Origin of the sequence: Clostridium sp. HMP27 (genome assembly GCF_000765165.1) — a bacterium.
Classification (GTDB): domain Bacteria; phylum Bacillota; class Clostridia; order Clostridiales; family Clostridiaceae; genus Clostridium_AK.
Genome location: NZ_JMFY01000002.1, coordinates 211,508 through 227,764, shown reverse-complemented (window position 1 = coordinate 227,764; position 16,257 = coordinate 211,508). Strand labels below are relative to the sequence as shown.

Annotated in this window: 18 protein-coding genes; 1 reads left to right on the top strand and 17 read right to left on the bottom strand. The window is 33.1% G+C overall.

Annotated features, from left to right (window positions below):
- Nucleotides 1–255: 255 nt before the first annotated feature.
- Nucleotides 256–1,182, bottom strand: a complete 927-nt coding sequence (locus DP68_RS02490) for a DUF2935 domain-containing protein (protein WP_035305557.1) — start codon at nt 1,180–1,182, stop codon at nt 256–258.
- Between the two features lie 132 nt (nt 1,183–1,314).
- The gene (locus tag DP68_RS02485; RefSeq protein WP_035305554.1) at nt 1,315–1,728 is read right to left on the bottom strand and encodes a CGGC domain-containing protein; all 414 of its coding nucleotides are present in this window, start codon (nt 1,726–1,728) and stop codon (nt 1,315–1,317) included.
- 163 nt (nt 1,729–1,891) lie between these two features.
- Here DP68_RS02485 and DP68_RS02480 point away from each other — a divergent pair, with 163 nt between their 5' ends.
- On the top strand, nt 1,892–3,298 hold the full coding sequence (locus DP68_RS02480) for a PLP-dependent aminotransferase family protein (protein WP_035305551.1): 1,407 nt from the start codon (nt 1,892–1,894) through the stop codon (nt 3,296–3,298).
- A gap of 191 nt (nt 3,299–3,489) precedes the next feature.
- Here the strand turns inward: DP68_RS02480 and DP68_RS02475 are convergent, their stop codons facing one another.
- From DP68_RS02475 to DP68_RS02405, 15 genes are all read right to left on the bottom strand, one after another.
- Entirely contained in the window at nt 3,490–3,888 is a 399-nt protein-coding gene (locus DP68_RS02475) for a GNAT family N-acetyltransferase (RefSeq protein WP_035305549.1), read from the bottom strand.
- 72 nt (nt 3,889–3,960) lie between these two features.
- Entirely contained in the window at nt 3,961–4,431 is a 471-nt protein-coding gene (locus tag DP68_RS02470; protein ID WP_035305546.1) for a YbaK/EbsC family protein, read from the bottom strand.
- A gap of 198 nt (nt 4,432–4,629) precedes the next feature.
- The gene (locus DP68_RS02465; RefSeq protein WP_035305543.1) at nt 4,630–6,006 is read right to left on the bottom strand and encodes an APC family permease; all 1,377 of its coding nucleotides are present in this window, start codon (nt 6,004–6,006) and stop codon (nt 4,630–4,632) included.
- Nucleotides 6,007–6,259: 253 nt separating this feature from the next.
- Entirely contained in the window at nt 6,260–6,760 is a 501-nt protein-coding gene (locus DP68_RS02460; protein WP_052085600.1) for a GNAT family N-acetyltransferase, read from the bottom strand.
- A 197-nt stretch (nt 6,761–6,957) separates the two neighbouring features.
- Entirely contained in the window at nt 6,958–7,434 is a 477-nt protein-coding gene (locus DP68_RS02455; RefSeq protein ID WP_035305540.1) for a hypothetical protein, read from the bottom strand.
- 145 nt (nt 7,435–7,579) lie between these two features.
- The gene (locus DP68_RS19425) at nt 7,580–8,647 is read right to left on the bottom strand and encodes a response regulator (protein ID WP_035305537.1); all 1,068 of its coding nucleotides are present in this window, start codon (nt 8,645–8,647) and stop codon (nt 7,580–7,582) included.
- Nucleotides 8,648–8,667: 20 nt separating this feature from the next.
- Nucleotides 8,668–9,891, bottom strand: coding sequence for a PocR ligand-binding domain-containing protein (locus DP68_RS02445; RefSeq protein ID WP_035305533.1), 1,224 nt, complete (start codon nt 9,889–9,891; stop codon nt 8,668–8,670).
- Nucleotides 9,892–10,004: 113 nt separating this feature from the next.
- Entirely contained in the window at nt 10,005–10,709 is a 705-nt protein-coding gene (locus tag DP68_RS02440) for an MIP/aquaporin family protein (protein WP_035305530.1), read from the bottom strand.
- A gap of 111 nt (nt 10,710–10,820) precedes the next feature.
- Complete coding sequence (gene dhaT / locus DP68_RS02435; protein WP_035305526.1) at nt 10,821–11,978, bottom strand: 1,3-propanediol dehydrogenase; 1,158 nt, start codon at nt 11,976–11,978, stop codon at nt 10,821–10,823.
- 44 nt (nt 11,979–12,022) lie between these two features.
- On the bottom strand, nt 12,023–12,448 hold the full coding sequence (locus DP68_RS02430) for a heme-binding protein (protein ID WP_035305523.1): 426 nt from the start codon (nt 12,446–12,448) through the stop codon (nt 12,023–12,025).
- 30 nt (nt 12,449–12,478) lie between these two features.
- The gene (locus tag DP68_RS02425) at nt 12,479–12,994 is read right to left on the bottom strand and encodes a cob(I)yrinic acid a,c-diamide adenosyltransferase (protein ID WP_035305520.1); all 516 of its coding nucleotides are present in this window, start codon (nt 12,992–12,994) and stop codon (nt 12,479–12,481) included.
- 18 nt (nt 12,995–13,012) lie between these two features.
- Complete coding sequence (locus tag DP68_RS02420; protein WP_035305517.1) at nt 13,013–13,363, bottom strand: glycerol dehydratase reactivase beta/small subunit family protein; 351 nt, start codon at nt 13,361–13,363, stop codon at nt 13,013–13,015.
- On the bottom strand, nt 13,363–15,204 hold the full coding sequence (locus tag DP68_RS02415) for a diol dehydratase reactivase subunit alpha (protein ID WP_035305515.1): 1,842 nt from the start codon (nt 15,202–15,204) through the stop codon (nt 13,363–13,365). The genes DP68_RS02420 and DP68_RS02415 overlap by 1 nt, the downstream gene beginning before the upstream one ends.
- Nucleotides 15,205–15,231: 27 nt before the next feature.
- On the bottom strand, nt 15,232–15,654 hold the full coding sequence (locus DP68_RS02410; protein WP_035305513.1) for a diol dehydratase small subunit: 423 nt from the start codon (nt 15,652–15,654) through the stop codon (nt 15,232–15,234).
- A gap of 21 nt (nt 15,655–15,675) precedes the next feature.
- Entirely contained in the window at nt 15,676–16,251 is a 576-nt protein-coding gene (locus tag DP68_RS02405) for a propanediol/glycerol family dehydratase medium subunit (protein WP_035305510.1), read from the bottom strand.
- Nucleotides 16,252–16,257: the final 6 nt, after the last annotated feature.

Here is a 16,257-nt window from a genome sequence, read left to right as displayed (position 1 = left end):
AGCTCAATGTATCCAAGCATGTGATGCTTTAGGACAAAATTTAGCAAGATGCATATCAATGATGTTAAATATGTAATTAAAATTTTTATAATTTTTCACTTAAAAAAGACTTGTGATTTAAATTATCACAAGTCTTTTATTAAACTATTAACCTATATATTCAAATGGTTTCATTAATAAACACTACTGTCCTTATATATTTAACCTTATATATTTAAAATCACTTCTTTAAAGGCTTCAATTTATCCTTATATTCTATGATCCTTGTTTAAAGTTCTTTAGCATTCTAATATAATGATTTGCTTCCCTAACCACGTGGTCACCAAGCAAAGGAAACGCAATAGATTTAATTTTACATTGTGTAAGCCCTTCCGTACCCTGTCTTTTAAAATCTCGAATATCAATTGTATTTTTAAGACTCTTTTCAGTTACTGCTGGCAAGAGGCCTAAATTATTAGCCAAGTTTTTAGCCTCAGCTGTAAGTTCATCGAATTTTCTTCCAAAATCATTTGCAGTGTCAAATAATTTATCTTCAGTGGGATCTAAGAGTCCTCGAATAAATTTTGAGTGCTCAGCCATTATCCTATTCCAAAAAGTTTCCTGGAAGGCAGCTTCTCTAGCTAAATCTATCTCTTTTCGACTTTGCAATATTCTAAGTAGTCTTAAATAAAATTTTGCTTCTCTAAGAATATGATCTATAAGTAATGGGTAATTTGAGGTAAACATCCTGCAGGATAGCACATCTCTTAAGATTCTGCTCTTGAACATTGCAATTTGCTCTGCAGCTTTAATTGCTCTATTGTTTAAATCTTCTACCATTCTTACAGTATTCATGGTAATTTGTTTTGGACTACTGCTAGCTAATGATGCCTCCATTATAGTTATATTAGGATCAATAAAAATATCAGTGTAAAATTGAGTCTCTCTTTCTGCTAGTAAAGTCAAATCAGTTATAAGTTCTCCTGAGTTTACTGTTTCCTGACTAATTATACCATCAGACATACAAATAGTTTCTACTAACAATTTACTGAATATATTCTTTAATATTTCTGCTTGTTCAATGAATGGGTGATCTCTTGTAGTAAATCCCGCTTCTAAAAAAATAGAGTGCTCCTTTGCAATTCTCATAAAAAACAAGTTTAGCTCCAAAGATTGTCTTACAAATTCACTATTTGATAACATATTAAACTCCTATATTATTTAATCACCCTAATATATATTATTAACTCGATTAACTTATTACTATTGAATAAAATATAGGCACTCATTGTATATAAATGAATTAATTTTCATTACTACATATTAAGATCCATTTTACTCATAACAATTATATATACCTTCTTCTCTTTTCCTTTTTGCATTACCACTTACATAAGACCCCTCCACTATATTTTTATAGCCCTTCTTGTGGACGATACTCTTAATATAATCTACGTGTGGACATCTATCGTAATGATAATTGTCGGTTACCATGCAAGATGATAAGTGAACTATAACCTCATCTTTACTAATATTATTTTTCTTATATAACTTATTCGATAAATGTTCTAATTTGGAGGCAACTCCCTTTCCACAGCATCCACCACAAGTAAATGAAATATATCTTGTAGTATCCTCGTAATCCTTAAAAACTTCATCCTTATTGTAAAAAGCATTTGTACATGCAAATCCACTACACCTTCTGTGTGCAATATCGCACTGAATAATAACCACATATTTAGTATTCATACTTACCCCTCCCTATATTGATTAATTTAGTTTACAAGTTTGTACTAATTTTATGTCCTTGTTTATTTAAGATGTATTATTTCAATTATAATTTCAATCTGATATTATTGAAAGTATCAGATTTTATATTTTTAATAGTATCAGTTATAGGAGGGCTATAAAAATGCTTGAACTTATGCCTACTTTAGATAATACAAAAGATACTCCACTATATGTTCAACTTTATAAGTATATAAAAAAAGAGATAGAAAATGAGACAATTAAACCAGGGATAAAGTTACCATCAAAAAGAAAATTGGCAAACCATTTAGGAATAAGCCAAAATACTATTCAAACTGCCTATGAACAATTATGTGCAGAGGGATACGCAGAAAGTAGTCCGCGTAAAGGTATATTTGTAGCAAGTATAGAAGATGATTTATTTCATCACTCGCCAATTGAAACTAAGCTGGTCAAACACAAAGATGAAAAAAAAGAGCTAGAGTGTCTAATCGATTTTAACTATGGTAAAGTTGATTTAGACTATTTTCCCTACTCTACTTGGAGAAAGCTGACAACTCAATCATTATTTTTAGAAAACAGTAATATTTTATTATTAGGTGAACCACAAGGAGAGAAATATTTACGCAAAGAAATATCAAAGTACCTTTTTCAATCAAGGGGAGTTAAATGTTCATCAGAACAGGTTATCATTGGAGCAGGTACACAATTTCTTCTTATATTGCTATGTACGCTTATAGGAAAAAAACATAGTTATGCCTTTGAAAATCCTGGTTTCTATAGAGCAAGGCATGTTTTTAAAGACCAAGGCATTGATATACACTCTATCTCAGTAGATGAAGATGGTATTTGTATAGAAGAGTTAAGGAAAAGTTCTGCTAAAGTTGTCTATGTTACCCCCTCTCACCAGTTTCCATATGGAATGGTTATGCCAATTTCACGAAGGATGGAACTATTGAAATGGTGTACAGAACGAGATGGATTTATAATTGAAGATGATTATGATAGTGAATTTAGATACAAGGGAAAACCTATACCTTCTCTACAAGGATTAGATGCCATTGGCAATGTTATTTATATGGGTACATTTTCGAAATCTTTAATACCTTCAACTAGAATAAGTTACTTAGTTTTACCATTAAAATTAATGAATAAGTATGAAGAACATTTAAAGGTGTATAAACAAACTGTATCTAAGCTTCATCAAAATACACTTTATAAATTCATGAATGAAGGACATTGGGAAAGGCATTTAAACAAAATGAGAACAGTATATCGAAAGAAACATAAAATATTGCTATCTGCAATTAATAAACATATGGGTATGAAAGTGGAAGTTATAGGCGAAAGCTCCGGATTGCATATCTTATTAAAGGTTAAAAACGGCATGTCAGAAGAAGATTTAATTAAAACTGCTCTAAATATGAAAGTAAAAGTTTACCCAACGTCAATATATTATGACAAATATGAAAATAACGGATTGCCTTGTGTAATGTTAGGCTTTGGTGGATTAAAGGAAATGCAGATTGAAGAAGGTATAAGTATATTAAAAAACGCGTGGCTATTATAGTTTATGAGTTTTTCAAGAATTTTTATTAATTTTACTATTACCATTATATCATTGTTTGTCTATGACCAATTTCCAAGAAAGTAGATAATTTGATCAATAAAAGTTATAATGGAAAAAGTATGCTAATCATTTTACAAACATACTTTTTCATTTTTTTAACTTATATGAATACCAAGTATTGTAATAACTTTTCAACATCTATAAAAACGGTTGTTTTGGTTATATGTAAATCCAAACTTTTTATAAAATCTATCAAGCTCACTTATTGCAATCAGCCCAATAATAGCACCTTCTACACAATTCTCATCAATGTAATCCATTATTTTTTTCATAATTAGCGTACCAATCTTCTGCTTTTGATATGAAGGCAGAACTATTATATCTTGTATGTAAAAAACTGTTGCACCATCTCCAACAATTCTGCCAAACCCTATTATATCACCTTGGTCCTCCACACAAACACAGTAAGTTGAATTATTCAATCCTTCTTCAATTTTACCATGCTGCAGTACTTTCCAACCAATAGAATTTCTGAGTTTAATATATTCTTCAACTAAGGGTTTCCTTTCACTTATTGTAACACTACTCATATTTAAATCCTCCAATTTTCAATCCTTTTTGCAAAAATGAAGCAACACAAACTGGCTTATTTTTCTCAAGCACTACTCCCATCCTTTACAAACGTCAACCCATGAAGAATAGTTCGAGTACTTCTCGATTTCATCAATCGTTAATTCGATTGCACTATTACTGCTTCCACAAGCTGGAAACACTGTTTTGAATCGTTTTAGAGAATCATCAAGATAAACAGTGACACCATCATTAATACCAAATGGACATACCCCTCCGACAGCGTGACCTATCAAATCAATTGCTTCATCTGGTGTAAGCATCTTTGCTTTTGTTGAAAATTGTGCCTTATATTTTTGATTATCTATTTTGGTATCTCCTGCTGCTACAATTAAAATAGGTTTTTCACCTACCATAAATGATAAAGTTTTTGCTATTCTTTCAGGTTCACAGCCAACTGCCTGTGCAGCTAATTCAACCGTTGCACTTGAAGCATCTAATTCAAGTATTTTATCTTCCACGCCCCATGTCTTAAAATATTGTCTTACTTTTTCTATTGCCATAATTGCCCCTCCACATTTATAAGATATATACTTTGTTTTCTTTTATCTATAATTATAGCTTAATTTTAATATTATTATATAAAATATAGGTATTCTTTGTATATAGATGAAATATTTTTCAATGACTCTCTTAAATAGTAAAAAATAAGAGAGGTGCTTTAAAACTAATTAGTTAGTTTTAAAGCACCTCTTAATTAATTAAAGATCCTTACTAATGAAACCTTGACTTGCAGACTTTGATTTATCAAAGAACACGCCAATTAACATAATCCCTGCAAAAGTAATAAGATACCATACAACTGCCATTTTATGAGAAAAACATGCCGCAACAATCATAAACAGGCATCCACAAATTGCAAGGATAGGAGCAACAAAACGCTTAAAGACTCCCAAATCCTTTTCATTTTTAATAAGCATAATGAAAATTGGAATATATGCAGCATAAATTGTAACGATAGGTAGCTCTGTCATGTCAAAGTTAAAGAAGCCGAACCACGACTCAGTAAGCTGTGAGCCATAGAAATAAAGCAGCCATATCCCGCAAAACAGCAAACCAAGAATAGCAGAGTTTGTTGGCATATTTGTTGCCTTATCCACTTGCTTGTATACGTTTGGAGCAGGTCCCATATCACGAGCAGCCAGAGCATATATACCACGAGTACAGCCAAGCATGAGACCGTTCAAAGTCCCCAGACAAGAGATTACAACGAATACGAATAACGCAGTACCCCCGACCTTTGAGAAAACCTTCTCAAAAGCTATTCTTGCACCTTTCTCACCACTCTCCATCAAGGCTACGTTACTCACTGCTCCTGAAAGTCCGATATAGTAAAGTATATAGGTAATAACTACAATAAGTGTTCCAATGACAAGAGCTTTAGGGAGATTTTTCTTAGAATCCTTCAATTCAGCATTGATAGAGGTTGCAATAATCCATCCTTCATATGCAAACGCAGTGGCTACAACAGCCGTAAACAAAGCACCACCTGTGCTGACTTGTTTAGTTACGGTGGTAAAGTTTGCAACTGTCATACCAGTGGATAATCCTACGATGGTACCGATAACGGCCATGATGAATAGTGGAATCAACTTAATTGTGGTAGATGTTACTTGGAACTTGCCCGCAAGCACAGGGGACAATGCATTGACAGCATAACTTGTTACAAGATAAAAACCGGTAATTGCTAGCGCCTCGGGACCAACAATAGAAAAATCCAGCAGTACACAGGTATAACGAGCTGAGACCCATGCTAATGCAGCGGTAAGAGTTGGATAATATATAGTAGACATAAACCATCCGATGTAATAACCATACTTTTTACCCAATGCAACCTCTGCATAATCTACAATACCATTAACATACTCATAACGGGTTGCCATAATGGAAAATGTGTAGGCACATACGACCATGATTGCTCCACCGATAAGCCATGCTAGGATACCTAACGTCAAGTTGCCACCAGTTGCAGTAAGGACCTTTTCTGCCTTAAAAAACACCCCGCTTCCAATAACGATACCCACTACCATAGCAATAGCGGTGATTAGACCATACTTTTTGTTAAGATTTGATTCCAACTTTCATCCCTTCCTTCTTATAATTTTAATAATGCCAAAATATTTGTTCCCACAGATTTACATCTATGCAAACTTCAACATTTTTATACCAATTTATGTTATATATTTATGATAAAATCATTTACCCCTAGTTGTCAACAAAATAAAAGAAGAATCCCTATTATTTAGAGACTCTTCTTCTTTATTGTTTCCAATTTTCCACATTATTACTTTTAACATTGTTATCTTAATTGTAATTAGTCTTAAAATAAAATTACACCTTCATAAAATCAGACTTTTTTATTGTGGCAGGAGTGACTAAGTCGCCATAAAAATCTTTTGCTTCTCCTGTGGCTTCGCATCCGAACTTTTCTAACATCTTTAAAGTTATATATCTTGCTTCAATAAAGATTTTATCAACCTCAAGATCAAAAAGTTCATTTAATGAAAATATAGCTATTTTTTTACCAAGACCTATACCACGTAATTTCTTGTCAACAGCAAATCTTCCCCAATGCCATTTATTCTCTTCTCTCCAACCTGCAGCCACTCCAACAATATCTTCACCAGCTCTTGCACACCACCAAATTGGATTAAACTCTTCATTTATAGGTATTAAGCTTTCAGGGATATTCTGCTCGCTCGTAAACACGTCTGTGGCTAACTTGATTGCATTTTTCATATGATTTGATGAAACTTTTTCTACTATTATTCTAGCATCACTTTTTATAAGACTATTCTTTAATGCAAGATTACTAAATTCCTCTTTATTCATATCTTATACCTCGTTTTTGTTGATATTATGAATAAGATTGTACTATTCTTGGGTATACATGACAAGCTGTATAACTACTTTAATAATGTAAAACACATTTTTACCCTTCTTGTAGTAATAAGCAAGACCTATAGCACCTCATCCATAGGTCATCAATATACTATATATATTTATATTAAAAGCTATAAATAGATTTGTTATGCTGACTGTTGCATTTCAATTACGCGCTTACAAACTTCATAGCATTCATCAATATGCGAATTGCCTAAGTACTTCATAGCGCCAAAACTAATCCCTGCAGAAACAGCTTGCCCTACAAAGGGTATGAATTTGCTCACCTGCTTAACTGCAACACGAACTCCAATTTTTTTCAACATAGCTACTACTAGTTCTTTTGTTATAAATTTACCAACTAATTTGCTCCCTAATGAGGAAATAATAACAAGAATTTTGGCTTTAATTTCTCCATCCAATTGGTCAATTTCTTCAGGAGATAACCCAAACCTTCGATTGATTGCAGGGAGAAGCTCCATCATTATAGTAACGTCTGCTCCCAAATCAACTCCTGGTAATGGTACTACAGCAGCGGCTGCTGAAGCAGTTGCCCGCTTATTTACCATGAACTTGCAGGATTCTCGTACTTGATCTAGTTCTGCCATTGTTTTTGGTATCATATTTTGCACCTCCTATTTTATCCGAAATTTATAACTAAATTGGATAAACATATTCAATACTCCTTATTATATACTAGTTTATTTTACTCATACACTAACTTATATTTAGAAATATCCAAAATCAAAACAAAATCTAAATTCTTTATCATCTAAAATCTTTCTTACTTCTATACTCTGTAGGTGTTATGCCTTCTATCTTTTTAAAAACTTTAGTGAAATACCCACATTCATAATACCCAAGTTCTGATGCAATATTTACAATAGGTATATCTGTATTCTTAAGCATCCACTTAGCTTTTTCTATTTTATGTTTTGTTACATAGGTTGTGAAATTCATTCCCATTTCTTTTTTAAATAACTTGCTAAAATAATATGGGCTAAGATTTGAAACACTTGCTACGTCCTCTAGTAATATTTGTTCTCCATAATTTTCTTCAATATATTTTAAAGCTGGTTCTAATGCTTTATTTAAACATTTTGGCTTTACAACATCACTTTCCTTTACTTCTATATTATTTTGTGATGTTTCTAAAAATATCAATGTTAAAATACTATATATATAATTACGAATAGATTCTATATCTTCAAAGAATTCAAATTTATATAAGGCATCTTCTTTATTTATCCAATTGCCGTTTCTAAATTTAAACTTAGATGCTACTTTAATCATCTTTTCTGAAAGCAACTCAACCTTCTGTTTAAAATACGATGCATCTTCATTACTTGCTAAGATGTAGCTTTCAATAATGTCATTTAATAGCAATTTTGCATCATTTTCTTCTTCAGATATAATCTTATCTATCAGCAATAATTCTTTCTCTTTAATTCTACTCTTATCAATTTTTAAATTATCAATTTGAATGCGTAAAACTTCTAATAATTTCTCACCTTTAACAGGTTTTAAGATATAATCATTTACCCCTAAAGTTAAAGTTTTATGTATTAAATCAAAATCATCATATGCAGTAAGCATAATGATTACCTTATTTTCATTTTGTTTTTTTATAATTTCTAAGGCCTTTATTCCGTCTATTCCTGGCATTTTTACATCCATAAATATTATATCTGGATTTAGTTTCATATCAAGATCTATTGCCTCTCGTCCATTTCCTGCTTCTCCTACAACTGTTACCTCATTTTTAAGTTTTCCAAGCATTATCTTTAATACTTCTCTTTCCAAGATCTCATCATCTACTAATAATATCTTATACATTATAGGTCTCCTGTACATGTCTATTTTGGTAAAATAATTTTAACCTCTGTACCTTTATCTATTGCACTATTTACATTTAGATAATATTTATCCCCATAGTGGTATGTGAGCCTTTGTCTTATATTAATAATTCCTATTCCACTTGAAGTATTTCTTCTATATTCTTCATCTTTCCCCTCATTTATTAATTCAATCATACTATTTTCAATTCCTACTCCATTATCTTCTATGCATATTACTATAGAGTTACCAGATTGATAAACGGTTATTTTTATTACACCGCCTTCTTCTTTTGACTCTAATCCATGGATTATAGAGTTTTCTACAAAGGGTTGAATAATCATAAAAGGGACTTTAACTTTTTTACATTCTTCTTGTACATCAATATAAAATTTTAATCTCGATCCAAACCTTACCTTTTGAATTTGTAAATAAGCAGTTACATAATTAATTGCATCTTCTAATTCTACCATTTGATTTACTTTCTTTAAAATATACCTAAGCATTTTTGCTAAATCACAAATAACGTCGTGAGTTTTTGGTGCTTCTTCAATTAAAGCCAGTGCAGAAATGCTATTTAAAACATTGAATAAAAAATGAGGATTTACCTGGGATTGTAACGCCTTTAGCTGAGCAGATTTTAATTCCTTTTCTATTTCTATTTGCTCTCTTTTTGCTTCCATATACTTAATATTTTTTTCATTTAGCTCCGTTTGCACTATTTTTAAAGCACTCTCATTTACAATATAATTACTAATATGAAACATCATCTGAACAATGGACTCAATTCTATCAAAGGGTATAGTTGGTAATCCTTTATACGCTTCCATAAGTTCTTTATCTTGTTCAATATTAGTATTGCATTGAATAATGCTCTCTAACTCTGCCCCTTTACTCTCATCGGTCAAGACCTGACCTGCCATTAATGCTCCTAAATATTGACCTTGTACAGTAATAGGTACTGCAAAATCTACTAATCCCATGTGGCACTTATATATATATGGTTTACCTTTTCTTACTGCCTCAAGACCACCCCTTGAATCACACTTTTCGCATAATTCTCCAAGCCTACTGTCTTTACGTACAATACTACAAAAATCGGTACGCCTGCTGTGTCTAGTTACAGGTTTGCCTTTATAATCCGTTGTAATAATTGCAAGTCCAGTTGCATCTGCTATATCGTCCTGTATCTTTTGAAACACTTTAATATCTATAATATTCTGCAAATTAAGCGCGTAATCCAATTATTCATCCTCCACATAATTTGTTTTTATAAATCACTGCCTAAATTATATTAGAACTACCGATAAAATTCAATAACATTAAATGCGACATTTTAAAATAATGTCGCATTTTTCTAGAATATAATACTGTAACTTACTGCTGCTATTATTCCTCCAAGTATAGGAGCTACTACTGGAATCCATGCATAGCCCCAATCGGAATCCCTTTTATCTGGTATAGGTAAAATCTGATGTGCTATACGTGGTCCTAAGTCCCTAGCAGGATTAATTGCATAGCCAGTTGTTCCTCCTAAAGTAAGTCCAACGGCCCAAACTATACCCCCTACAACTATAGGAGCTAATCCATCAACCATAGGTGTATTTGCAATACCTAATATTCCAAATACTAAAATGAAAGTACCAATTACTTCGCTTATAAAGTTTGAAGCTGTGTCTTTTATTGCTGGACCTGTACAAAACACGCCAAGCTTTGCATCCTTATCTTCGGTAGCTTCAAAGTGAGGTCTATAAAATACCCAAACTATTACTGCTCCTAAAAAACCACCAACAAATTGAGCTGTCAAATAACTAGGTACACTTCCCCAAGGGAATTTCCCTATTGCAGCAAGACCAAGTGTTACTGCTGGATTAAAATGAGCTCCACTTATAGTTCCAAATATAAAAACTGGTATAGTTACTCCTAAAGCCCATCCTGTTGTAATAACAATCCATCCTGAATTTTGAGCCTTTGTTTTATTAAGTACTACATTAGCAACTACTCCATCTCCTAAAATTATGAGAATCATTGTTCCTAACATTTCTGCTAAAAAGTTTTCCATATCTTGTTCTCCTTTATAAAAATAATGTTTCTATAAACTCTACTCTGTATAATACCCTTGATTTTTACATCAAGGGTATCAATAGTACTTTGACTTTAAGTTTTACTAAAACTAAAATGCAGCTTTAAGTATTGAAATTATGTCTTTTTCATTTCCTTTTCTTGGGTTACTGAATGCATTACCATCCTTTAATGCCATTTCAGCCATGTATTCAAAGTCTTCTTCCTTAACTCCCATTTCCTTTAAGCTTGCTGGAATTCCGATATCCTTTGAAAGTCTGAACATAGCATCTATAGCTTTTTCAGCAGCTTCCATAACTGATAATCCAGCAATGTTTTCTCCCATGAACTCAGCAATATCTGCAAATTTCTGTGGGTTTGAAATTAAGTTGTATCTTTCTACATGTGGAAGAAGCATAGCATTAGCTACTCCGTGCGGCATATCATATAATCCACCTAATTGGTGAGCTATAGCATGCACATATCCTAGGTTAGCATTGTTAAATGCCATACCTGCTAGTAATGATGCATATGCCATATTTTCTCTAGCTACTAAGTTATCACCTAAAGCAACTGCTTGTCTTAAGTTTTGAGCTATTAATTTGATAGCTTGTATTGCAGCTGCATCTGTTACAGGGTTAGCATCCTTTGAAACATATGCTTCAACAGCGTGAGTTAAAGCATCCATTCCTGTAGCTGCTGTTAATCCTGCTGGTTTCTTAACCATTAACATTGGATCATTGAAGGATACTAAAGGTAGGTTTCTCCAGCTTACTATAACAAACTTTACCTTTGTTTTTGTATTAGTTATAACGCAGTGTCTTGTTACTTCACTTGCTGTTCCAGCTGTAGTGTTTACTGCAACTATTGGAGGAAGAGCATTTGTTAAAGTTTCAATTCCTGCATAATCATAAAGATCTCCTTCGTGAGTTGCAGCAATACCTATACCCTTACCACAGTCATGAGCACTTCCCCCTCCAACTGTAACGATCATGTCACAAGCTTCACTATTAAATACTTCTAAACCTTCTTTTACATTTGTATCCTTTGGATTTGGCTCTACTCCATCGTAATATGCAACTTCTATTCCAGCTTCAATTAAGTGTTTAGCAGTTAACTCAACTGCTCCGCCTTCCATGTTTCTTAAGAATTTATCTGTAACTATTAAAGCTTTCTTACCACCTAATATTTTACATCTTTCACCAACTAGGCTTATGCAGCCAGCTCCCATAAAATTTACACTTGGAACTAAATAATCATACATTCTCATTTTATATTTCCTCCTAAAGTTTTTATATTTATATAATTGATGTTTTATTTATTAAATACTTCTACAGCAGCTTGTGCTATAGCCATATCTTCTTCAACAGTTCCACCGCTTACTCCAACTGCTCCAACTACTTGTCCATCTACTATTATTGGAAACCCACCGCCAAAAGTTACTATCCTACAGTTGTTAGTTAACTGTAATCCATAAAGACTTTCTCCTGGTTGAATGTTTGGAGTTACTTCATGAGTTCCTATTTTTAATGCTGCTGAAGTAAATGCTTTGTTTACAGCTATGTCTACACTTGTTATAAATGCATTTTCCATTCTGTGCATAAGCATTAAGTTTGCACCTGCATCTACTGCTGCAAATACTACTGGTACATTCATGCTAGCAGCTTTTGCTTCAGCTGCCGCAGCCATTTCTTTTACTATCTCTAAACTTAACTGTTTTATTTCATTTAGCTTTTTCATAATTCTTATCCTCCTTCATAAATAACTTTATTATCTTTCTTCTTCAAATCTAGCCATAGCATATAGGGCATCTGAAAGTCTATTTACATATTTTTTAACTTCTTCTCGAACGTCGTCTTCTCTGCCCAAAGTAATTATTACTCTCTCAGCTCTTCTTGCCACAGTTCTTGCTACATGAAGCATTGCTGATACTCTATTCTTTCCTGGAGTTACAAAACCCTTAAAAGCCCCTGCATTCTCCATGTACTTATCTATAATTTTCTCCAAAATATCTATATCACTTTCCTGAGTTACTTCCTTTAGATATTTCATCCCATTTTCGTCACTAGCAAGCTCTGCACCTAATACAAATAACTTTTTTTGAATATCTATTATTTCGGTTTTAAGCTTTTCATCTTCCATAAAGGAATAAGCTGCTCCCATAGTAGAAATTAATTCATCTATAGTTCCATATGCTTCTACTTTTAAACTGTCCTTTTCTGCTCTACTGCCTCCAAATAAGGCAGTACTTCCTTTGTCTCCAGTTCTCGTATAAATCTTACTCATATAACCACTCCATAAAATTTACTTAAAAGCTATTCCCTTAACCAATCTTCCTGCATTAGCACCTAAATTTCTTATAATTTTTTCTTCAGAATTTAAGCTGCTTATAAATAATGGACTTTCTTTCTTTAGCTTATTAAAGGTAAGTGCTATTTTACCATTTGAATGAATTCCTATACCTACAGCTAATCTTGAGTCTTGAGCAGCCTTATAACTTAACTCTACAAAATCTGCTTCATTTTGCTCTTTAACTTTATAAGGTATACCTTCCTCCTCTATTCCAAATAACACTTCATTAAAGGTGGATATATCCTTTATTTCAGAGGAGTAATAAATATATATACTTGGCTTATCATACTTATATTCTCTCATTAGTTACCTTCCTCATTTCCATTAAAGGCTAATATAAGTCCTGTAGCTACAGCATTTCTTGGTCCTTCAGTGCCTCTTATATTTCCTCTTCCAGCTACTACCCCGTACTGAGATAGTGCATCTGTTACCAGTTGAGGCACTTCAAAGTCCAGTGAAGAACCACCTACTAATACTACAAATTCTATATCTCTAATGTTTCCAGTTGGAGAAACTATACTCAATGCTCTAAGGCAATTAGTAACAAATACTTTTTCCTTTGCACTTCTTCTTATGATTTTTATCTTTTCTAAAGAGGTTTGCCCATCTATAGGAATTAGCATTCCTTCTTTTAATATAACTACCTTTGCAAATACAGAAGGGTCTAGTGGATTTTCAAAAAATTCTACTGTTCCATCCTCATGTCTTATATGGAATAAACTTTCAACCTTTGCTAAAGGATATTTCTTAATGTCTTCAGCTAAATTAAAATCTTCTAGCCCAAGTTCTGATTTAATTAGCATTGTTACCATGTTTCCCGCACCAGCTAAATGTATAGAGCATATTTGATCCTGCTTATTTATTATTGATGCATCAGTTGAACCAGCACCCATATCAAGTATTGCAAGAGGCTTACTGCTTCCTGGAGTAGTTAGAGCTCCTCTGATAGCCATGTCAGCTTCCACTCCTCCAACTTCTACAGTGACATTTAACTTTTCCTGAAGCTTATCTGCAATCATTTGCATTTGAAGCTTATCTGCCTTAACCATAGCAGCTATTCCTACTGCATTTTCCATGGAAAACTCTTCTGCGAGCCCACCTTTAACCTTTTGAGGTATAAAGGTATCTACTGCTAAAAGATCTTGAATCTTTATATCAACTATTTTCTGCTTAGTAAGCTTTGCCATTACCTGTCTTACTCTTTCAAGCATTCCACCAGCATTAGTTCCACACTCACCTTTTATATCCTGTACAGGAACGCAGAGTTTAACGGCTTCCATTATCTTTTCAGCGCCCTCTTCCACATCTACCATTTCTTTTCTCTTTAGCCCGTCTATGTGGATTTTACCTGCTGGAATTCTTTTTTCCTGCACATCACCCTTAGGTGTTTTTATAACCACTGCAGATCTATTCCCTATAAGTGCTCTGGATACAGGAACTATAAGTTTTGTTTCCTCCGAGGTCAATCCAAATACTGTAGCAATACCATAAGGATTTGATAATGTTTCAACTACTCCACCCTGCTCTGCTACCTCTACGGCTGCTTTCATCCCCACTGGAACCTTTTCTAAAAGCATTACTTCATCTACAATAGGTATCTTTTTTTCTAATCTATTATTTATTAAAACCCCATCATCTCTTTGAACCACAGCAGCTGTTATGTTTATTCCCTTTTCTACAGCTGCATTTATTCTCATAGCTGCCTCTATGAAATTTACCTTGCTTAATATCAAAACTATAAATTGGTCCTCTTTAGTTAATTCTTCTAGTTTTAATTTATCTAAGTCTTCAATATATATAGTCTTTCCTACACCAAGGCCTATTCCCCCTGGCGTAGTTGGATTATGCCCAATCATAGTAGATTCTGTTATTATAGTTTCAGTTATAGTTTCCATAGCCACATCACCTATAACTGGTGCCGCCTCATTTATTCTTACCAAATCTAGATCTGTAAGTTCCATGGATACTTTTTTTAAAGCTTGCTTTAAGGAGGAAAAAACTCCTTGTATATTTTCTTCTGTACCCTTTATTCCTGTTGTTGGAACAATTCCACTGGAAAGAAAATCTACCTTACCATTGTCTACTCTAGCTAAAGCTACTTCTGTTGTTGCATTTCCTATATCAACACCTGCAATAATCTTCATATATTCCCCTCCTTAATTAAAGCTTACCTATTCTTGTCTTAACTTTTCTCTCTTTTCATAAACTTCTGCTGCTTCTCTTACAAAGTCTGCATTTACTTTTGCTTTATATTTATTTTCAAGTTCTTCTGCTATATCTAAAAGTTCTTCTTTTGTAGAACGATATGGTCTTAAAGCGTTATAAATTTCTAGTATTCTATCATCTGGAACTGCTATAAGCTCTGCTGCTCTTCTAAAGTTTCTAGCCATAGCATGTCTGTTCATTCCTTCTGCTATTTGAGCCTGCATTTCTAATGTTTCTGGTGATATTCTAACGTCCTCAGGTTTAATTTCTCCACTTAGTACATTTTCTAAAGTTACATCTTCTAACTTCTTTCCTGTTGGTGTTTTTATGATTTCAGGATTTTTAGTAGCTAAAGGATAATCCTTAGGATTCATCTTTCTTTGTTCCATAATTTTTTTCTCCCTCCCAAATTAAAACTTAACTTCTATTTCTAAAGGTTTTGCTCCAACTCTTACATGCTTAGTTTCTTTGATATGAAGTAAAGCTGCTTTTGCCATAAACTTAGGTCTTGCCATTTGATCATTTTTAATTGGAACTGGCGTTGGGGATTCCCCCTTAGCATACTTTGCTGCATTTTTTCCTATTAATCTAAAAATTTCAAGTGTTAAAAGTGGTGCTTGTGAAAATAGTTCTAAATTATTTAAAGGAAGTAAGTCTTTTTGATGAATAACTGTTGTTCCCTTTGACTGAACTCCTATTCCAATTCCAGATCCGCTGAGCTTCGCTGCATCATTAGATACAAAGGAAACATCAGAAGTTCTTATTATTCTAACCACGCGAGCAGTTAATCCTTCTTCTTCTACCCCTGCTATAATTTCTCTTAACACATCGCTGTGACTAACACCTGCTATAGTTTTGTTTTGGAACTTTAGAAAAGCTGGTGCTAAACCTATAACAACTTCATCTGCTTTTGTTCCAACTTTTGCTTCACCTACTTCTGTAAGCTGAAGTTCTGGTATAGCATATTCATTTGATACATTCTCCATAATCTT